The following is a 19,234-nucleotide window of genomic DNA, read 5'->3' as shown; positions in this document are numbered from 1 at the left end:
AGACATGGGGAAAGTGATCGTCGTCACGTCAGGGAAGGGCGGGGTCGGAAAGACGACCTCGACCGCCGCATTGGGAGCGGCGCTGGCGCAACGCAATGAAAAAGTCGTCGTCGTCGATTTCGACGTCGGCTTGCGCAATCTCGACCTGGTCATGGGCGCCGAGCGCCGGGTCGTCTACGACCTGATCAATGTCATCCAGGGCGACGCCAAGCTCACCCAGGCGCTGATCCGCGACAAGCGGCTGGAGACGCTGTTCCTGCTGCCGGCCTCGCAGACGCGCGACAAGGACAATCTCACGGCCGAGGGCGTGGAACGGGTCATCAACGACCTGAAGCGCTATTTCGACTGGATCATCTGCGACAGCCCGGCCGGGATCGAGCGCGGCGCAACGCTTGCCATGCGCCATGCCGATGTTGCCGTGGTCGTCACCAATCCCGAAGTCTCGTCGGTGCGCGATTCCGATCGCATCATCGGCCTGCTCGATGCCAAGACCGCCAAGGCCGAACGCGGCGAGCGGATGGAAAAGCACCTGCTTCTCACCCGTTACGACGCCAACCGCGCCGAGCGCGGCGACATGCTCAAGGTGGATGACGTGCTGGAAATCCTGTCCATCCCGCTGCTCGGCATCGTGCCTGAAAGCATGGACGTCCTGCGCGCCTCCAATATCGGTGCGCCGGTCACGCTGGCAGAAAGCCGCAGCCCGGCTGCGATGGCCTATTTCGATGCCGCCCGCCGGCTCGCCGGCGAGTTGGTGCCGATGGCGATCCCTGAGGAAAAGCGCAACATTTTCGGCAAAATCTTCGGACGGAGGGCGGCATGAGTATTTTCCGTCTTTTCAACAAGCAGAGAACCGCCCCGGCCGCTCGCGAACGCCTGCAGGTGCTTCTTGCCCACGAACGTTCCTCGGCCGGGTCGGACCTGGTCACGCTGCTGCGCGAAGAAATCCTTGCGGTGATCGCCAAGCATGTCGAACTCGATCATGACAAGGTGCAGGTGACGATCGATCGCAACGAATTCGTCTCGACGCTCGAGATCGATGTCGAAATCCCCCTGAACGCAGCCGTGCAGGCCGCTTGAAAGAGGGCGCTGCCTGTTGTGACGACAGGCAGCGCTGACAGTCACGACTTTCTGGCTTTCCGATTGGCATAACGCAGGTCGCGTGCGGCCTTCCGGGCGGCTTCGTCGGCAATGACGCGAGCGATCCGGTCCTTGTCAGCTGCTTCGCGCGCGTCGGCGTCGGCGCGTGCTGCAGCCTCCGCGGCGGCTTGGCATTCTGCTTCCGCGGCTTTCGCCTGCTCCAGTTCCTCACGCTTTACCCGTTCGCGCTCGGCGCGGCGTTCTTCCCTGGCGGCAGCGACGGCCTGACGCTCCGCTTGCTTTGCCAGCCGAGTCGGCTCAGCCTTATCCTTGGCGTCACGATACGCATTGAGGAGAGCGGCCTTTGCTTCGGCAGCGGCGCTGCGACGATCGGAAAGCTCATTGTTTCTGGCGTTTTTCAATTCTGTTACCTGACTGTTTGGCTGCGACGTTAGAGCATGATTGCCGAAAACTGTGCGGCTTTCGCATGACCCTATGCTCTATGTATTCGATTGGGATCCGAATGCTATTATGCCAATCCGGCTTGAAATCATCTAGATCTTGAATCACTTTTTCTTTTTTCGCTTCACGGCTGTGCCGGCGGCCGCCATCAAGCGATCCTGCAATTCCTTGGCCTCACGGGCTTCGCGCAATCTCAAGGTCTTTTCCTCGCGGGCGCGCACGGTCTGATCGATCTCTTCGACCGCGCGGCTGCGCGCCAGGAATTGCGACTGTACGTTTCCAAAGGCGATCTCCGCCCGCTGGCGCGATTTACTGTGTGTGTCTGTCATATCAGTCCTGGATTTTCGTGACAGCGCCGCCCGTCTCAAGACGTGCAAAGGACGCTGGAACACTTTGACTTGCTGCATAATTCCTTAGATCGATTCCGATTTAAGGAATGGTGCAGTGGCCCGCTCGAGCGCAGCAAAAAGGCCAGGCAATGTGCCTGACCTCGCCGGTATCACGCTTTCAACAGTGCCAGTACATCCGTGGTCAAAGGAAAGCCGATATCAATTTCAGGCAGCTTGAAGATTGCAAGCGGACATTTTGCCCGACTTGTTATCGCGCTCAAGCTCGTAGCCGATCTTCTGGCCTTCGACGATTTCACGCATGCCGGCGCGCTCGACAGCAGAGATGTGAACGAAGGCGTCAGCGCCGCCGTCATCAGGCTGGATGAAGCCGAAGCCCTTGGTGGAATTGAACCATTTAACTGTGCCAGTGGTCATAACAAACCCTTTCATAGCAATTGACAGGCCGCACGTGCGGAATGCACGACGGATGATAATCTCGATTTTGAAGAGGGAAGTTCGTCCAGGGCACGTTGTCTGCGTGCGATAACAAAAGTCAAACAAGCAATATCGACAATGCCGATATAATCACTCAACCCGAATTTGTCAACTTTCAGTTTTTTGAAACTCTATATTCTCTAAAAGGTTGCATCGCCGCCGCTTTACATTGTCGCCGGTGCGTGACGCGTCATCGGCAAGGGCCGGAACGGATCGGCGTCACCAATGCATGCGTTACGAGCGCGGGCGCGTCTTCTGCGGATCATAATGCGACAGCGGCACGATCGTCGCCGGCAGGCGCTTCTGGTGACCGTCGAGCTTGCCGATTTCGACCTCGGTGCCGGGGTTTGCATGCATCACGTCGATGCGGGCGAGCGCGATCGTCTTGCCTAGGATCGGCGAGCGGGTGGCGCTGGTGACGACGCCTATCTGGGCCCGACCGATATGGATGCAATCGCCATGGCCGACGGCCTCGTTGGCCTTAATGTCGAGGCCGACGAGCAGATGGCGCGGATGCTCCTTGCGCCGGATCAGCGCTTCGCGGCCGATGAAATCATCCTGCTTGGATTTCAGCGGCACGGTGAAGCCGATGCCGGCCTCGAACGGGTCCGTCTGGTCGGTGAATTCGTGATGGGCAAAAATCAGGCCCGCCTCGATGCGGACCATGTCGAGCGCCTCCAAGCCCATCGGCTTCAACCCGTGCGGCTGCCCTGCTTCCCAGACGGCGTCGAACACCGTCAGCGCATCCTTCGGATGACAGAAGATTTCGTAGCCGAGCTCGCCTGTATAACCCGTGCGCGAGACGACGACCGGGGCGCCCTCGAAACCGCCGATGCGGCCGACGGTGAAGCGGAACCATTCGAGTTCGCCGATCGTCGGTTGGCGCGGCGCCGTCCAGATCATGTCCTTCAGGATATCGCGGCTCTTCGGGCCCTGCAGGGCGATATTGTGCATTTGATCGGTCGACGAGCGGACCCAGGCCTTGAAGCCCTTTTCTCGGCCTGCTGACGCAGCCATACGCCGCTGAAATCATCGCCGCCGATCCAGCGGAAATTCTTATCGCCGAGCCGGAAAAGCGTGCCGTCATCGATCATGCCGCCGTTTTCATAGCACATGGCGGAATAGACGACCTGGCCGGTCGACAGTTTGCGCACGTCGCGCGTCAGGCAGTACTGCAAGAGCTCCTCTGCATCCGGCCCCGTCACCTCGAACTTCCGCAAGGGCGAGAGGTCGATGACGGCGGCGCGCTCACGGCAGGCCCAATACTCCTCGACCGGCCCTTCGGCGGAAAAGCGGTTCGGCAGCCAGTAGCCGCGATATTCAGCATAGTCCCGCGTCAAGGCGGAGAGACGGGGATGGAAGGCGGTTTCGCGCGTCAATTCGGCGTCGGCATCTGGGGTCATGCGATAGGCCACCGCTCGTGAGAATTTCTCTTTTCCGGAAAAAGTGCGGACGTGGATATCCGTCGCGTCCCAGCCGTTCGCCGCGTCGATATCGTCGGGGCAGGACGAAGAGACGCAGACGAGATCAGTCAGCGCCCGCATCAGCACGTAATCGCCTGGGCGCGACCAGGGCTCGTCGAGGTAGAGCTGGTTGTTGTGGTCGATATTGGTGTTGTAGAAATAATTCAGCGCTTCCCAGCCCTTGCGGCCGGCAATGCCGTAAGGCGCCAGCACCGCGTTGAAATTGTCCGTGCAGTTGACGTGGCCGGGATACCCCATGTCATCGTAATAGCGCGAATTGCAGGCGGTCGCGAAGGCATCGTGGCGCCCGACCGTATCCTGGACGATCTCAACCAGCGGCTCAAAGTCGCGGTCGAAGGCCTTGGAGGGCAGGCCGGGCATCGGATAGCTGCGGCTGAGCAGCGTGCGGGTCACCGTGGAATCCAGCGCGAGATCGAGGCCCTTGTCGACCTTGCGGGCGGCGAAAGCCTGGAAATCGGTGCATTGGCGTCCATAAACATCAATGATCTGGATGAATTCGCCGGCACGCACGAAATAGGCTGCGGCGGTCGCCGCCCGGATGCGGATATCCTCGATGGGGTCGGCGGCCGGTTCCGGCAGGGCGGAGGCATAATCGCGGATCAGCAGGCTGCGTTTGATCCTCACCTCGATCGGCGTCGCGGTATCCTGCGCCTCCGGAGACATCGCACCGGCGGGTGCTGCGACGATCAGCAGTCCCTTCATGGCAACAGTGAAATCCGCCCGGCTGCCCGGGCTCGATCCCGTCCCGAAAATGCTGAGCGCTCCAGCCGCCGCAAGATCGGCGCCGCGCCGCTCAAGCGCTGCGCGCGTGCGGGCGGCACTTTCATCCTCTTCTTGAAGAATGGCCTTTATCCCGTCGGCTGAATTGCTGAATGTTGTTCCGAGGCCTGCCGCCAGGAAACGGCCTTTCTCATCGAGGAAGGAGATCTCGCAAACCTGTCCGCCCTCGCTGTCGATAACGCTGACGCCATCTCCGGACTCGACACGCACGACGACCGATCCGCCGCCCTTTGCTCTGTAGCGTTCCGTCCCCTCCGGCAGGGCAGGGATGCCGGGATAACGCACGAGGCTCGGAGCCGCGGGCCGCAGGCCCGTCATAACAGGATGAAGTTCTCGCATTCTGCCCTCATTGGGGAGGATCGGGATGCCCCTCGGCGCCCACCCATACAGGTTACAAAATGGCGAGGGAAAGTAAAGTCGAGTTGACTAAAAAGAAAATATCTTCACTATGCATAAAGGGTCGAGACTCGGGAATCCGTCGGGACACGGATCGCCAAAACCATCCGGGCGGGCTTGAGACTGTCAGGGAGACACGTTCAGGGAGACGTACAAAGATACGTCCGGGAACAAATCGAATGGGGAATTTCACCGATGACAGACGTTGTGGAGGCCGGGATTCCATCCGGCACCGAAGGTAAGCTTGTACGCGCGCTCGACTGGAAGGGCGCATTCTGGGTGGCGGCGGGCGTGCCACCGCTCGTTCTCTTCTCCATCGGCGGCATTGCAGGCACGACGGGCAAGCTCGCCTTCGTCGTCTGGATCATTTCGATGGTGATGGGTTTCCTGCAATCCTTCACCTACGCCGAAATCGCCGGCATGTTCGCCAACAAATCCGGCGGCGCCTCGGTCTATGGCGCCACTGCATGGCTGCGTTATTCGAAGTTCATCGCGCCGCTGTCGGTCTGGTGCAACTGGTTTGCCTGGTCGCCCGTGCTGTCGCTCGGCTGCGCCATCGCCGCCGGTTATATTCTCAATGCATTCTTCCCGATTCCGGCGGCAGATTCGCAGATGGTCCTCGACTGGATCTCCGCGCATGCCGCGTCCATCGCGGCCGATAGCCCCCGCGTCGCCGAATATATTGCTGCCCATGCCGGCACGACGCCCGATGACGCCGTCAAGGCGTTGCTGAGCACCGACGGCGTCGCCGCGCTGACGCCGTGGATCCGCAGCTGGTCGCTCGTCAGCTTCAGCATTCCCTTCCTCGCCACCGCCAACGTCAATGCCACCTTCTTCATCGGCGGCATCCTGATGCTGATCATCTTCGCGATCCAGCATCGTGGCATCTCCGAAACCGCCAGCGTGCAGAAGTGGCTGGCGATCATCGTGCTGGTGCCGCTGCTCATCATCGGCCTCTACCCGATCGTCAGCGGCCATATCCTTGCCGCCAACGTCACCGGCCTCGTGCCGCCGACGGCCGCCTATTCCGGCGCCGACGGCAGCTGGAGCAACGGCGGCTGGACGCTCTTCCTCGGCGGCCTCTATATCGCCGCCTGGTCGACCTACGGCTTCGAGACCGCCGTCTGCTACACCCGCGAACTCAAAAACCCGAAGACCGACACTTTCAAGGCGATCTTCTATTCCGGCCTTGCCTGCTGCCTGTTCTTCTTCCTCGTGCCCTTCGCCTTCCAGGGCGTTCTCGGTCATGCGGGCATGCTCGCGCCCGGCATCGTCGACGGCACCGGCGTTGCCGAAGCGCTCGGCGGCCTGATCGGCGCCGGCCGGGTGATCACCCAGCTGCTCGTCGTGCTGATGATCATGGCGCTCTTCCTCGCCATCATGACGGCGATGGCCGGTTCCTCGCGCACGCTCTACCAGGGCTCGAAGGACGGGTGGCTGCCGAAATATCTCGACCACGTCAACGAAAACGGTGCGCCGACACGGGCGATGTGGACCGATTTCGCCTTCAACCTCTTCCTGCTGGCCATCGCCTCGGATACCGGCGGTTACTTCTTCGTGCTCGCCGTCTCGAATGTCGGCTACATCATCTTCAACTTCCTGAACCTCAATTCCGGCTGGATCCACCGGATGGATTCCGGCCATATCGAACGCCCATGGAAGGCGCCGACCTGGCTGATCGGCCTCAACACCGTGCTTGCCTTCGTCAACGCGCTGTTCCTCGGCGCCGGCGCCAAGGTCTGGGGTTATTCCAACGCACTCTGGGTCGGCTTCATCTTCGCCGCCTTGATCCTGCCGGTCTTCGCCTATCGCCACTATGTGCGCGACGGCGGCAAATTCCCGGCAGGCGCAATGGAGGATCTCGGCCTCGTCGGCCAGGATCTCGGCGTCAAGAAAGCCGGCATGCTGCCCTATCTGGCACTCGCCGGCGGCCTGGCAATCGTCCTGATCGCCAACGTGATCTTCCAGCTTCCGGCCTAAATCGTCTCCCAAGCAGAAAAGCCGCCATGAAAAAACATGGCGGCTTTTTGCGTTGGTGGCTGCAGATCTGAGACAGCTTGTTGCTTATGGACCGAAGCTCAGCGGCCGCCTTCAATTTTGCGATGGCGCTGGTTGATGCCGCCCTTGCCATAGGGATAGTCGAAGGGCCGCGGGGCGCTGACCTCGTTGAGCCTCGTCATGTCATCATCGGAGAGCTTGAGCTTCATGGCGCCGAGATTGTCGGCCAGTTGCTCCGGCGTGCGGGCGCCGAGGATCACCGAGGTGATTGCCGGCTGTGCCGCCGTCCAGGCGAGCGCCACCTGCGCCATGCTGACGCCGTGCGCCTTAGCGATTTCCTCGACAACGGCGATGATCGCCCAGGTTCGTTCCATCGCATTGCGCGGCGCATAGGATTCGCCGCCACGATTGGGATTTTCGCCGAGACGGGTGGCGCCGGTCGGCATCTCGTCGCGCTTGTATTTGCCGGTCAGCCAGCCGCCGCCAAGCGGCGACCAGGGCAACAGCCCCATGCCGGCGTCCTGGCAGGCGGCGACGATTTCAAGCTCGATGTCGCGCACCAGCAGGTTATATTGCGGCTGCAGCGTCACCGGGCGCGTATAACCGCGCGCCTTGGCGATCTCCGAGGCCTTGGCGATATGCCAGCCGACATAGTTGGAAAAGCCGTAATAGCCGATCTTGCCTGAGGAAACCGCATCGTCAAGGAAGCGCAGCGTCTCCTCGATCGGCGTCAGCGCGTCCCAGGCATGCATCTGGTAGAGATCGATCTGCTCGAGGCCGAGGCGGCGCAGAGAATCGTCGAGCGCCTGGCCGAGATGCCGGCGAGACAGGCCGATATCGTTCGGTCCGTCGCCCATCGGAAAGCGGCCCTTAGTGGCGACGAGCGCCTGGCGGGCTTCGGTCGGTCGGGCCTTCAACCAGCGTCCGATGATCTCTTCCGACTTGCCGGCACTATAGACATCGGCGGTATCGATGAAATTGCCGCCCCAGGCGAAATAATCGTCGAGCAGCTTGTGCGAGGACGCTTCGTCGGCCTCCGCGCCGAAGGTCATGGTGCCCAGGCAATAGGCGGTGACGACGGTCCCGCTGGGACCGAGCTTGCGATAATCCATTTCTTCCTCCTCATGCGGATGCCCGCAGCCGACGCGCAAAATCGCCTTGGGTAGAAGCCGGGGCTTCCGCAATCTAATGACAATATCGAGCTTGAGGCGGCCGCTTGCCGCCGGATGACGTCTGGCGCCCTGGGCTCAATCTGGCGCAGGGGCGAGGGCAGCATAACCAATCCCGCCCGTCCCACAAGTGGGAAAAGATATTCCCGCAGGCCGTCGCGGACTGCGGCTTACGCTTTTGTCGAAAACGAACCGGCGATCAAATCGGCTGCGGCAACGCCGGTCTCGTAGGCGCCGTGCGCCGTCGAATAACGCGAACGCGAACAGGCTTCGCCGGCAAAGAAGATCCGTTCATCATGCGGTGCTGCGAGGACCCCGCGCAGATCGGAGGCGCCCGGCTCGGCATAGGAATAGGAGCCGCCGATATGGGGTGCCGCGGCCCAGGCCGAGATCGCCGCCACCGACAATTGCTTGCGGATATCTGCGCCGAATTGTGCCGCCAGTTCATCCCCGGCGAAGGAAAAGGCGGCCTCGCTGCCCTCACGCTCGAGATCATGGGCGAGGTCGCCGGCAAAATAAGCCTCGACGACAGGAGCGCCGAGCGGCCGGAGTTGATAGGTGCCGGTGGCAGCACGGCTGATGGAGCCGAGCATATGGGTATCGGCCGGCAGCGCCTCCGGTGTTGCAAGCCCGAGGAAGAGCTTGTCGGCGAGCCCGAGCGGCAGGCGCGCCGCCGCCTCGATCTTCTCAGGCAAGGGAGGGTCGAAGGCGATCTTGCCGGCGGCAAGGACATTGGTGGAAACAGTCACCAGCACCGCACGGGCGCTGAGCCCACCCTGGCTCGTCTCCATGTCGATACGGTGGGCATGGCGGTGGTCGATGCGCGTGACCTCGACGCCAAGCCTTACCGGCACCGGCCTGCCGTAACGGGAGATCAATGTTCCATAGCCCTCGCGCACCCGCCAATCGGGGCCAGGGCCGGGGTCGTATCTCGTGTAGTCGACGATCGACGAGCGTTCCAGCTCGGCGCCGGTGATATAGGTGCCGATCGCCCGGATCTGGCCGTTCCAGGAATTGCCGGGTTCGAGCATCGCGGCCAGATTTGTGTCATCGCCTTCATGACTGTCGAGCCGGTCGAAATAGGCGCCGATCGCCTGTTGCGCGGCCTGGGTTACCGCATCGTCGCGCTGCAGCCGCCGGCCGCCGTTCCAGGGCGCCGGTGTGCGGTCGACCGTCAATCCGACCTCGTCGGCAATACCGGTCCAGGCATTGGTTCGCGCGCCGTGCAGCCAGCCGCAGCCGAGATCGAGCGCGATGTCGGATGCTCCCGGCAGTCCGACCGACCAGGCCCTGCCGCCGAGACGGTCGCCGGCTTCCAGAAGCAGGATCGACAGATCCGGACGGATCGCCTGCAGACGCCGGGCGGCGGCAACGCCGCCGGCGCCGGCGCCGATGATGACGACGTCCTGTTCGACACTCGTACCATTGTCACCGGGCATGGCTTTTCCTTTGGCTGCTCGCGCTCAGCTAAGCTTGCATGTCCAGGAAAGGCAAGGGCTGGGGATAGAGCCGCGCGCGATGGATTAAACCGCGTCTGCGTGACATACAGGTTCGATGAGCGTGCAGAGAGATTCGCAACTCGACATGTTTGCCAAGCCGTCGCCGGCAGTCGCCAGGGCGCGCGCTCCCTCGCGCCGGCCGACGTCGCAGCCGGCCGCCAGTTCCGATGAGGACATGGCGCGTACGCTTGAAGAAAGCGGCAACTACCGCGTCCTGCGGAAACTAACAGCCCGGCCGATCGCAACGGTCAGACGGCCGGAATTTTCGCGGCTTGGCGTCATTCTCGATACGGAAACAACAGGTCTCAACCACCGCAACGACGAGATCATCGAAATCGGCGCCGTCGCCTTCACATTCGACGATGACGGCGCGATCGGCGATATCGTCGGCATTTATGGCGGCCTGCAACAGCCGTCGCGGCCGATACCGCCGGAGGTTACCCGGCTGACGGGGATCACCGATGCGATGGTCGAAGGCCAGGTCATCGATATAAGGCCGTTGAGCGCCCTGATCGAGCCGGCCGATCTGATCATCGCCCACAATGCCGGTTTCGACCGGCCGTTCTGCGAGGCCTTCTCAAGGATTTTCGCCGGCAAGGCCTGGGCGTGCTCGGTGTCGGAGATCGACTGGAGCGCCCGCGGCTTCGAAGGCACCAAGCTCGGCTATCTCGTCGGCCAGGCCGGTTATTTTCATGACGGCCATCGCGCGGTGGACGACTGCCACGCGCTGCTGGAAATCCTCGATCGGGAGCAGGGCGACGGTGAAAGCCCGTTCGCCGAGCTTTACCGCGCCAGCCAGCGCTCGCGTATTCGCATCTTCGCCGAACACAGCCCGTTCGAGATGAAGGACCATCTGAAGGCGAGGGGTTATCGCTGGTCGGATGGCAGCGACGGCCGGCTGAAGTCCTGGTGGATCGAAGTCGGCGAAGACGATCTCGACGACGAGCTTTCCTATCTGCGCTCGGAAATTTACCGGTGGAAAGAGGCGGAGCCGCCAGTCGTGCGGCTGACGGCCTTCGACCGCTTCAAACTCTGACCGCGAAGCGGTTCGGACCCTGATCGAAAATACACCCAAATATGCCGACCCATGCAAATGTCGCATAGGTGCAGTGATGCATTGGCGCTGCAACTATCGAAGGGCTCGTACTATATACCTCTCATCGAAGCGAACGAAGCGCCAAGGACTGGCAGCTAGGCTTCGAAAGCCCGCGGAAAGGGGATCATCATGAACGTAGCACGCTCTTTCAATAACTGGCGCAAGTACCGTCAGACGGTCGCTGAACTGGGCCGTATGTCCACGCGCGAACTGGACGACCTCGGCATCGGCCGCGGCGACATCCGCAACGTCGCGCGCGCTGCCATCGCCCGCTAACGGCCTGTAGACTGAGCATTTATTAAGAGTTTGGCCGGCGCCTGCTTTCTTCAGAAGCGGGCGCTTTGCTTTTGTGCTTCAGTCGGGCCTGGACCGCGTGATCAAGCCGCCCGCTTTTCGCATAACGCATAGCTGCCCTGCAAAGAAATGCCTACCAACTGAGCAAGAAATAAGTATGATTATTCCTATCGAAGCGATGCACCTCCTCCCGCATCCCTTCGAGATGCAGGCGCCCCATCCTCCTCCCAGGGTCGTCTGCGGGAACGGCAGCACTCCTCCTCCCAGCTGTCGTTCGGTTTTTTTCGAAAGCCTGCCGCACCTCCTCCCGCGGCAGGCTTTTTCGTTTTTGGTCAAAAGCGCCGAAAACCGCGGCTCGCCATCCGTTATCGGGCGATGGTGGCTCTTTCCTGTTTATCCCTGATTTTGCTGGTGATTTCCGAGATCGCCGCCGGTTGTGGCTGCGTGCTGCAGAAACATATTGACTCCGAATTTGTCGTACAACTATGTAACCATTCGGTTCACTTCCGAGCGAAACGGATCGCCGAACGGATCCGGCTTCGCTGGAGCACGACGCTTGACGACAACGAAACTGAAGGAATTTTGACATGCAGATCGACGTGAGGCACGCCTCCCATCCCGAGGCCGTGCGCAATTACGACACCGAGACGCTGCGGCGTCACTTTCTGGTGGAAACCGTCTTTGCGGGCGGCGAGATCCGGCTGACTTATTCCCATTACGACCGCATGGTCATCGGCGGCGCCACACCGCTGGCGGATGGATTGCCGCTGACGGCGCCGACGGCGATCGGCCAGGAAACCTTTCTCGCCGAGCGTGAACTCGGCGCGCTGAACATCGGCGGCGCCGGCCGCATCATCGTCGACGGCACGAGCTACGATCTTGCCAAATATGATTGCCTCTATGCCGGCAAGGGCGCCAAGGACGTGCGGTTCGAGAGCGTGGATGCCGCCAATCCGGCCAAGTTCTATCTGGTCTCGACGCCGGCTCATCAGACACATCCGACGGTATTGCTCACCCGCGAAAAGGCCCGCCACCTGACACCCGGCGACGCCGCGACGGCCAACAAGCGGTCGATCTACCAGTTCATCCATCCCGAGGTTTGCCAGTCCTGCCAGCTCACCCTCGGCTTCACCATGATCGAAGCCGGAAGCGTCTGGAATACCATGCCGGCCCATACGCATGACCGCCGCATGGAAGCCTATCTCTATTTCGATCTGGAAGCCGAGCAGCGCGTTTTCCATTTCATGGGCGAGCCGCAGCAGACCCGGCATATGCTGGTCGCCAACGAGCAGGCGGTCATCTCGCCGCCCTGGTCGATCCATTCCGGCGCCGGCACCAAGAATTACAGCTTCATCTGGGCAATGGCAGGCGACAATAAGAGCTTCACCGACATGGATCACATCGCCATTGCGGATCTGAGGTGAGCGCCGTGGCAAATCCCTTCGACCTCACAGGCAGGACTGCCGTCGTCACCGGCGCCAATACCGGCATCGGCCAGGCCATCGCGGCAGCGTTTGCCGAGGCCGGCGCCTCGATCGTCGCGGTCGGGCGATCCTCGATGGAGGAAACCGAGGCGCTGGTGAAGCAGGCGGGAAGCCGCTTTCATGTCGTCAAGGCCGATCTCGGCACCATCGAACCGGTCAAGGGTATCGTCGCCGAGGCCATCCAGACCTTCGGCGGCCTCGACATCCTCGTCAACAATGCCGGCATCATCCGACGCGCCGATGCGCTCGACTTCACCGAGGAAGACTGGGACGCGGTAATCGACGTCAACCTGAAGACGGCCTTCTTCCTGTCGCAGGCGGCCGGCCGCCACATGGTCGAAAAGGGCCGGGGCAAGATCATCAATATCGCCTCGCTGCTCTCCTTCCAGGGCGGCATCCGTATCCCCTCCTATACCGCCTCGAAAAGCGGCCTTGCCGGACTGACCAAGCTGCTTGCCTGCGAATGGGCCGGCAAGGGCGTCAACGTCAACGCCATCGCCCCCGGTTACTTCGTCACCAACAACACCACGGCGCTGCGCGAGGATGCCGACCGCAACGCCGCGATTCTTTCGCGCATTCCGGCCGGGCGCTGGGGAACGCCTGCCGAACTTGGGGGGCCGCCGTCTTCCTGGCATCCTCGGCCTCCGATTATGTGCATGGAACGGTGCTGCCCGTCGATGGCGGCTGGCTGGCGCGGTGATCCGCCTCGGAACGACGGCTGCATATTCAAAGTACTAAGCGCCGCGAGTTCTGAAGAAACGCGCGGCGCGGTCGCATAGAGCTGCCGTGATCGAGGTCGTTTTGCCTTTCCTGCCGGCATGCGTTAGCAAAAGGACATGAGGCCAGCGCAGCCGCATCGAGGGCAGGATTCGACACAAATGACGGACAGGGACAACGCGGTCTTCAACACCATTCGCCAGCCGTCGAACCTGCGCAGCGGCCTTGCCGATACGTTGATGGCGCAGATCGAGTCCGGCGATCTGAAGCCCGGCCAGCGTCTGCCGACCGAACAGGCGATCATGCGGACGACCGGCGTCAGCCGGACGATCGTCCGCGAGGCGCTCGCCACGCTGCGCGCCAAGGGCCTGATCACCACGCGGCAGGGGCTTGGAGCTTTCGTTTCGAACGATCCCAACCCGCGATCCTTCTCGATCATTCCCAACGACCTGCAGTCGATCGACGAGATCCTTCGCGTGCTGGAGCTGCGCATGGGGGTCGAATACGAAGCCGCCGGTCTTGCCGCGCTGCGGCGCACGCCTGAAGATCTCGCCCGTATGCAGGCTCGGCTCGATGCGCTCGACAAGGCGCTGGAGGAGGGCGGATACGGCGCGCAGGAGGATTACGCCTTCCACCGGTCGATCCTGGTCGCGACGCAGAACTCCTATTACGGCCGCCTCTTCGATACGTTCGGCGACCTCATGGTGCCGCGGCAATGGGCGCGCTTGGACAAGATGACGGCGGCCGAGCGCAAGCGCCATGCGGCCCGCATGCGCCGGGAGCACCATGCGATATTCGCGGCGATCCGCGACGGCGAGGAAGCCGCCGCCCGCCGCGCTATTCGAACTCACCTGTCGAAGAGCGCCGCCCGCTTCGAAGAACTGCGCGACGCCAGCACTTCCTCTTGAAGTATTAGACCTTTGGATTCGCCTTCATCAGCCGCCGCCAGCCTGCGTGATCCGTCCGCAGCTCGACGGAAGCGTGAGCCTCGGGCAGCAACGGTTTGCGTCTGCGCCGGCCGAAGCGTCGTTTGAAGCCGAGGATATTTTCGACGAAGCTCCTGGCATAGAGCCCGGGCCCGCTCGAATAGATGCGCCAGCCGCCGTCGACCGCGACCTTTCCGGCCTTGACCCGCGCCCATTGCGCCGCCGCCTCATAGCGGTCATGGAAGGCCGCGTCGCTGCTGCTGAAATAGGTATTGCGCTGGCGCAACGACGCCTGCGGCAGGGCCGTGGTGACCGCGATAGGGTTGACGACGGAAATCGCCTTCCAGAGTTCATCCGCCTCGCCGTCCAAAGCAAGCGTCTCGCAATAGCGCAGATGCGCATGCACATACATCAGCCCGATCTCGCGGCCGAAGAAGGACGAGGATTCCGCCCGGCGAAACAGCGTCTCAGGACCGCCGGCATAGGTCGCCGGCTTCTCCATCAGCCGCACGCCGTCTGGGAAGAGCAGATGCTCTTCGATCAGCTTCATATGATCGCGTCGCTGATCCGGCGAAAACAGCCCGCCGAGCATCGCCTGCGTCATCGCAATCAGCGAGTAGGAGAGACCGGTGCGCCGGTCGCTCGGGTGCAGCAGCAATTCGACCCCATCATGGGCGGGATCGAAAATGCCGTAACCGGCAACGATACCGTCTCGCACGAGATGGCGGTTGAAATCCCGCCGCATCGCCGTTGCGATTTTCCTCAGCGATTTTGCCTTGTTATTTCTGGCCTTTTTCCCATGGCCGAGTCGGCGCAGGATCGCGGAATAACGGACGATCTGTTCGTAAAGCAGGGCGACGGTCCAGCTGCTGACCATCCAGTCGCGCAGATGCGGATCGGCCGGCTGCAGGGAATCGTTCCAGTCCCCCTCGCCATAACGGATCAGATGCGTTCCCGGGATGAACTGGCCGCGGACGGTATCGAGCAGCTTGTCGACATGGATCGCGATGCTGTCGGCCTTCGGCGCCTTCTGCATGGTCTTTTCGTCGCGCCAGGAGACCTTCTCGCCAAGAATGGCGAGATCGCCGGTCGCTTCGATATAGTCGCAGAGCGCCTTCAACGGCCAGACGATCACGTCGCCATGGCTGTCGCCCGCCCGGATATTGGCATAGGGCTCCAGCATGAACCATTGCGGCCAGTCGCCCTTCTCAAGGTACTGCTCGCTGAAGACCGTTTTCACCACCTCCTTGGCTTCGCGGTCATGCTCATAGGCGAGCAGGAATTCGATCGGCCCCTGACAGGCGTCGCGTGTGCCCCAGGCGGCACCGGTATATTGCTCGAGGCCGTGCGGAACGCTGAGATGCACGATGGCGTCATGCGCGAGCCAGGGCAGCAGCGTCGTCTGCGCGGCCAGGTCCGGCGAAGGGCTATCGATCGTCAACCCACGAACGGCGTTCCGCCAGAATTTCGAGGCCGGCACGAGCATGGCTGCATCGGTGACGCCAGCCTCATAACGCTGCGCCAGCCGCTCGGCTTCTTCAGCATTCGTCATCGAGCCGACCACGGCGAACGAGAAGCCCTGGGTCGGCCGGGAGCGCAGAGCGACGAAGGCGCCGTGGCGTGCAATGCCATCGGTATAGAGCAGTTCGTCGCCGCCGATCTCCTCGATGGCATCTGGCGTCGAACTCACCAGCCAATAGCCAGCATCGGGATAACGCTCGCCCCAGAGCCAGGCCGGATCCGGCCGGAAGGCGATGCGTTTGCGTGCGGCATCGACCGCGATCTGCCCGCCCGCGTCATATTCGCGCTCGCCGAGGACGACATGACCGAACACCAGGAAGCGGCACGGCTTGCCCTCAACGGAGACGGTCCATTGCATGGCCGCATCCTCGCCGGAGGCGACCGCCGCAACGGTGATCGTGCGTTCCGAACATTGGTAGATCCAGCGGCAGTCGTTGAGCCCCATTTCGAATGCGGACGGCACCGCAAGCAACTGCCAACCCGCCCCGATATCCGCCATTATGCGCAGCCCGCTGGCGCGCGTGAGGTTATAGGGGTCGCGGGAGACAGAAAAGAGCTTGTGGAACGAGGTATTGCCGATCGTCAGCTGGGCGGCGAAAATGCCCTGCATCCAGCAGGTGGCGGCAAGGGTGGAATCGTCGAGCAGCATATTCTCACCGCTTCGGACGATCGCGCCGTGACGGCGGGCCACCAAAAGCTCTTTCTCGCGCAGCACGACGTGGCGGTTCAGGACGCCGTCCGGCGTGAAGAACGACAGCAGCTTTCCGCCGGCGCGCTCTTCCAGGCTCCGCTCTGGATAGAGCCGGCCGATCGCCTTTTTGTCGAGCGCTTCGACCTCCAACAGCGACGCGTCCTGCAACAGGCTGCGGACCGGCGTCACCTCTTCGAGACCGGCGGCAACTCTTTCCGCAGCTGCAAGCCCGTCGAGCCGCGCAAGATCGGCATCGCTCGACGCCTCGGGATGATCGGCGGCAAACACCGCAAAGAACGTCGCACCAGCACCGCTTGCGGAAATGGTGAGCGGTTTCGATTGAATGGCCGGGCAGGCCGTTTCCTGCTGCCGCCGCTCGCTCGGCAGGCTGGCGCCGAAGGGGCCGACCAGCCGATCGCCGAGGCGGTCTTTCGCCTGCACCAGCTGGATTGCATCCGTGGCATAGGCCGCCGTCCCGTCGAGGCAGCCCTGGGCGAGCCAGGGACTGCGGGCGCCACCCTGTTGGAGATTTTGCCGGTTCATCACCACGGGCCCGAATGCCGGATGATCGGCGATATGATGATCGACATATTGCGAGGCATAGGCTTCGCTGTTCATTAGGAAGCCGCGATCACCAAGGCCGACATCCTGGATCAGCACCAGATCCGCCGGCAGGGTTTTCTTTTCCGGATGCCGGAGGGAGGTGCGCCAGAACCATGCCGTTTCGGAGGGATGGAGTTCGAGCCGGACGTCATAACCGATATCGCCTGTCTTGCCGTTCCAAGAGAAGCTCGTCGCATCGTATCCGAAGCTGCCATTGGCACGCGGGCCGACAATCTCGACGACATCAGGCCGAGCGCCGCCGAGGCGCAGATAAAGGCGGCCGATGCCGCCGATGAGCGGCGAACCCTGGATCTGATTGATCTGCACCGAGCCCTTGTCGTCGGCATATTCGATGGCAAACAGCGTGCCGTTCGGCAGCGCCGATATCGACAGGCCGGAGCCGTTGCTGATCGTAAACAGGCCGAGATCTTCGCGTCGGGGCATTTGAAAGCTGCGGTCAAGGTTCGGGGCCATTGAGATCTCGTCGATTGATCAGAGGGGAATCGAAGGATGACGCAAAAAGATTGAGAGAAATCTTACCGGCGGCCGACCGATCGGCAACATATCGCCATGTGTCACGTTGACGCCGGCCGCCTGGCGAAGGGCACGCAGAGCAGGGCGCAGCCGGTGAGGATGGCGACGACCATCCAGGCTTCGTTGATCGCCTGGACGCTGGCCGCGGTCTGGACCAGCGGATCAAGCAGCGCCGCGGTATCCGCATCGAATTCCCCCTTGTGGCCCGATATGGCCTGAAGAGGTGCGCCGATGAATGTGGCGGCATCGATGTCGCCGGCCTGCAGACGCGCCCAGAGGCCTTGGCCCAGCGGTTCGGAGCGCGTGTAGATGATAGTGTCGATCAGCGCGATGCCGATGGCGCCGCCGAGATTGCGCATCAGATTGAAAAGCCCGCTCGCATCGGGAATGCGATCGGCCGGCAGCGTGCCGAGCGCCAGCCGCGTCGGCGGCAGCAGGCAGAACATGATGGCGACGCCGCGCACGATCTGCGGCCAGAACATCGCATCGTAATCCGAACGCGGATCCTGAAAGGCGCTCATGCCGACGCCGATCGCAAACAGCGCGAAACCGGCGGCCGACAGCAGTCGTGCATCCATGCGCTTCTCCAGCGCGACCGCGATCGGCGCCGTCACCAGCTGGGCGATGCCGGTGACCAGCATCGTCATGCCGATTTCGAGCGCGTCGTGGCCTCTGACGAAAGCGAGAAACACCGGCATCAGATAGACCGAGCCGAACAGGCCGATGCCGAGCACGAAGCTTAAGGTCGAGCCGACGAGAAAATTGCGATCGGCGAAATTGCCGAGATCGACAATCGGCCAGCGCCGGCTGAGCGTGCGAGCGATGAACACACCGCCCGAGACAAGACAGATCGCCAGCAGGCTCAGCACATAGGCCGAGGTCCAGCCGCTGGTCGGCGCCTCTTTCAGGCTGAGTTCCAGCGTCGTCAGCGCGGTCGCCATCAGGAGAAGCGACAGACCGTCGAGATGCCTGAGTTCGGACGGGTCGGCCGGCTGCCGCGGCAGGAAGAATGCCGCCAGGATTGCCGAGGCAATGCCCGGAAGGATGTTGATCAGGAACAGCCAATGCCAGGAATAGGTCTCGGTCAGCCACCCGCCGACGATCGGCCCGACCGTTGGCGCCAGCACCGCCAGTACGCCGGCAATCGTCGTCGCCAGCGCCTGCCGCTCGTTCGGGAACAGGATGAAAACGGCCGAAAACACCGAGGGGATCAGGGTTCCGCCGGAAAAACCCTGCAGCACCCGCCAGGCGACCAGCTCGCCGAAGCTGCCGCTGGCCGCGCAGCCGGCGGAAGCCGTCACGAATAGGCCGATGGCGCTAACGAACAGCCACCGCATGGTCAGAAGCCGCGTCAGCAGGCCGGTGAGCGGGATCGCCACCACCTCGGCAATCAGATAGGCCGTCTGTATCCAACTCATCTGATCCGGATCGATACCCAGCGCCGACTGGATGGTCGGCAGCGACGTCGCCACCACCTGAACGTCGAGGATCGCCATGAACATGCCGATGCACATGGCGAGGAAGCCGAGCCAGACGATGGCGGGCCTTGCATCGGGATGGGCAGGCTCAACTCGTTCCATGCGATGGTCCCGCGCGCGCGGCAATTCTGCCGCGGTTGAGAAGATCGATCATGTTTGCTGTGGAGACGATCGACATGTCAACCGGCATGTCGGGGCAAG

The 19,234-nt window shown here is 62.4% G+C and carries 14 protein-coding genes and 2 pseudogenes; 8 read left to right on the top strand and 8 right to left on the bottom strand.

Going from position 1 to position 19,234, the window contains the following annotated elements:
• Positions 1 to 4: 4 nt before the first annotated feature.
• Together minD and minE are read left to right on the top strand one after the other, a co-directional pair.
• Positions 5 to 820 carry a septum site-determining protein MinD gene (minD, locus tag MF410_RS26005; RefSeq protein ID WP_003594851.1) on the top strand — a complete coding sequence of 272 codons (816 nt, stop codon included), beginning with the start codon at positions 5 to 7 and terminating at the stop codon, positions 818 to 820.
• Entirely contained in the window at positions 817 to 1,077 is a 261-nt protein-coding gene (gene minE / locus MF410_RS26000; RefSeq protein WP_097629714.1) for a cell division topological specificity factor MinE, read from the top strand. The genes minD and minE overlap by 4 nt, the downstream gene beginning before the upstream one ends.
• Before the next feature lie 41 nt (positions 1,078 to 1,118).
• Here minE and MF410_RS25995 read toward each other — a convergent pair whose 3' ends face one another.
• The 4 genes and pseudogenes from MF410_RS25995 to MF410_RS25980 form a co-directional block, all read right to left on the bottom strand.
• Positions 1,119 to 1,499 carry a DUF6481 family protein gene (locus MF410_RS25995; protein WP_222134808.1) on the bottom strand — a complete coding sequence of 127 codons (381 nt, stop codon included), beginning with the start codon at positions 1,497 to 1,499 and terminating at the stop codon, positions 1,119 to 1,121.
• Positions 1,500 to 1,643: 144 nt separating this feature from the next.
• Positions 1,644 to 1,868: a hypothetical protein gene (locus tag MF410_RS25990; protein WP_097629716.1), complete on the bottom strand. Its 225-nt coding sequence runs from the start codon at positions 1,866 to 1,868 to the stop codon at positions 1,644 to 1,646.
• A gap of 225 nt (positions 1,869 to 2,093) precedes the next feature.
• Complete coding sequence (locus tag MF410_RS25985; protein ID WP_003548109.1) at positions 2,094 to 2,303, bottom strand: cold-shock protein; 210 nt, start codon at positions 2,301 to 2,303, stop codon at positions 2,094 to 2,096.
• Between the two features lie 294 nt (positions 2,304 to 2,597).
• Positions 2,598 to 4,966 (bottom strand): annotated as a pseudogene (locus MF410_RS25980) (DUF1989 domain-containing protein).
• A gap of 252 nt (positions 4,967 to 5,218) precedes the next feature.
• Here MF410_RS25980 and MF410_RS25975 point away from each other — a divergent pair.
• On the top strand, positions 5,219 to 7,003 hold the full coding sequence (locus MF410_RS25975; RefSeq protein WP_222134806.1) for an APC family permease: 1,785 nt from the start codon (positions 5,219 to 5,221) through the stop codon (positions 7,001 to 7,003).
• Between the two features lie 98 nt (positions 7,004 to 7,101).
• Here MF410_RS25975 and MF410_RS25970 read toward each other — a convergent pair whose 3' ends face one another.
• Together MF410_RS25970 and MF410_RS25965 are read right to left on the bottom strand one after the other, a co-directional pair.
• Positions 7,102 to 8,133 carry an aldo/keto reductase gene (locus MF410_RS25970; protein WP_097629720.1) on the bottom strand — a complete coding sequence of 344 codons (1,032 nt, stop codon included), beginning with the start codon at positions 8,131 to 8,133 and terminating at the stop codon, positions 7,102 to 7,104.
• A gap of 227 nt (positions 8,134 to 8,360) precedes the next feature.
• Entirely contained in the window at positions 8,361 to 9,629 is a 1,269-nt protein-coding gene (locus tag MF410_RS25965; protein ID WP_222134805.1) for an NAD(P)/FAD-dependent oxidoreductase, read from the bottom strand.
• 115 nt (positions 9,630 to 9,744) lie between these two features.
• On the opposite strand from MF410_RS25965, the gene MF410_RS25960 reads away from it, so the two are divergent.
• The 5 genes and pseudogenes from MF410_RS25960 (at position 9,745) to MF410_RS25940 (ending at position 14,188) form a co-directional block, all read left to right on the top strand.
• The gene (locus tag MF410_RS25960) at positions 9,745 to 10,725 is read left to right on the top strand and encodes a 3'-5' exonuclease (RefSeq protein ID WP_131710790.1); all 981 of its coding nucleotides are present in this window, start codon (positions 9,745 to 9,747) and stop codon (positions 10,723 to 10,725) included.
• 189 nt (positions 10,726 to 10,914) lie between these two features.
• The gene (locus tag MF410_RS25955; RefSeq protein WP_011428254.1) at positions 10,915 to 11,061 is read left to right on the top strand and encodes a DUF1127 domain-containing protein; all 147 of its coding nucleotides are present in this window, start codon (positions 10,915 to 10,917) and stop codon (positions 11,059 to 11,061) included.
• A gap of 605 nt (positions 11,062 to 11,666) precedes the next feature.
• Positions 11,667 to 12,503 carry a 5-dehydro-4-deoxy-D-glucuronate isomerase gene (kduI, locus tag MF410_RS25950; protein WP_097629723.1) on the top strand — a complete coding sequence of 279 codons (837 nt, stop codon included), beginning with the start codon at positions 11,667 to 11,669 and terminating at the stop codon, positions 12,501 to 12,503.
• Positions 12,500 to 13,263 (top strand): annotated as a pseudogene (kduD, locus tag MF410_RS25945) (2-dehydro-3-deoxy-D-gluconate 5-dehydrogenase KduD). Before kduI ends, kduD begins: the two are co-directional and overlap by 4 nt.
• Before the next feature lie 178 nt (positions 13,264 to 13,441).
• Positions 13,442 to 14,188: a FadR/GntR family transcriptional regulator gene (locus MF410_RS25940; protein ID WP_131710792.1), complete on the top strand. Its 747-nt coding sequence runs from the start codon at positions 13,442 to 13,444 to the stop codon at positions 14,186 to 14,188.
• 4 nt (positions 14,189 to 14,192) lie between these two features.
• On the opposite strand, the gene MF410_RS25935 is transcribed toward MF410_RS25940, so the two are convergent.
• Both MF410_RS25935 and MF410_RS25930 read right to left on the bottom strand, forming a co-directional pair.
• The gene (locus tag MF410_RS25935; protein ID WP_239620499.1) at positions 14,193 to 17,495 is read right to left on the bottom strand and encodes a cellobiose phosphorylase; all 3,303 of its coding nucleotides are present in this window, start codon (positions 17,493 to 17,495) and stop codon (positions 14,193 to 14,195) included.
• A 101-nt stretch (positions 17,496 to 17,596) separates the two neighbouring features.
• Entirely contained in the window at positions 17,597 to 19,135 is a 1,539-nt protein-coding gene (locus MF410_RS25930; protein ID WP_131710794.1) for a DHA2 family efflux MFS transporter permease subunit, read from the bottom strand.
• Between the last annotated feature and the right edge of the window lie 99 nt (positions 19,136 to 19,234).

It is taken from the genome of Rhizobium sp. C104, assembly GCF_022354505.1.
GTDB classification, from domain to species: Bacteria; Pseudomonadota; Alphaproteobacteria; order Rhizobiales; family Rhizobiaceae; genus Rhizobium; species Rhizobium redzepovicii.
The sequence above is the reverse complement of the archived record's forward strand: the minus strand, read 5'-3'. Positions and strand labels throughout refer to the sequence as shown.

Bases quoted from the DNA above. Each gene is read 5' to 3' on its own strand.
- minD (WP_003594851.1), top strand. From the start codon at position 5: ATGGGGAAAGTGATCGTCGTCACGTCAGGGAAGGGCGGGGTCGGAAAG.
- minE (WP_097629714.1), top strand. From the start codon at position 817: ATGAGTATTTTCCGTCTTTTCAACAAGCAGAGAACCGCCCCGGCCGCT.
- MF410_RS25990 (WP_097629716.1), bottom strand. From the start codon at position 1,868: ATGACAGACACACACAGTAAATCGCGCCAGCGGGCGGAGATCGCCTTT.
- MF410_RS25985 (WP_003548109.1), bottom strand. From the start codon at position 2,303: ATGACCACTGGCACAGTTAAATGGTTCAATTCCACCAAGGGCTTCGGC.
- MF410_RS25975 (WP_222134806.1), top strand. From the start codon at position 5,219: ATGACAGACGTTGTGGAGGCCGGGATTCCATCCGGCACCGAAGGTAAG.
- MF410_RS25970 (WP_097629720.1), bottom strand. From the start codon at position 8,133: ATGGATTATCGCAAGCTCGGTCCCAGCGGGACCGTCGTCACCGCCTAT.
- MF410_RS25965 (WP_222134805.1), bottom strand. From the start codon at position 9,629: ATGCCCGGTGACAATGGTACGAGTGTCGAACAGGACGTCGTCATCATC.
- MF410_RS25960 (WP_131710790.1), top strand. From the start codon at position 9,745: ATGAGCGTGCAGAGAGATTCGCAACTCGACATGTTTGCCAAGCCGTCG.
- MF410_RS25955 (WP_011428254.1), top strand. From the start codon at position 10,915: ATGAACGTAGCACGCTCTTTCAATAACTGGCGCAAGTACCGTCAGACG.
- kduI (WP_097629723.1), top strand. From the start codon at position 11,667: ATGCAGATCGACGTGAGGCACGCCTCCCATCCCGAGGCCGTGCGCAAT.
- MF410_RS25940 (WP_131710792.1), top strand. From the start codon at position 13,442: ATGACGGACAGGGACAACGCGGTCTTCAACACCATTCGCCAGCCGTCG.
- MF410_RS25935 (WP_239620499.1), bottom strand. From the start codon at position 17,495: ATGGCCCCGAACCTTGACCGCAGCTTTCAAATGCCCCGACGCGAAGAT.
- MF410_RS25930 (WP_131710794.1), bottom strand. From the start codon at position 19,135: ATGGAACGAGTTGAGCCTGCCCATCCCGATGCAAGGCCCGCCATCGTC.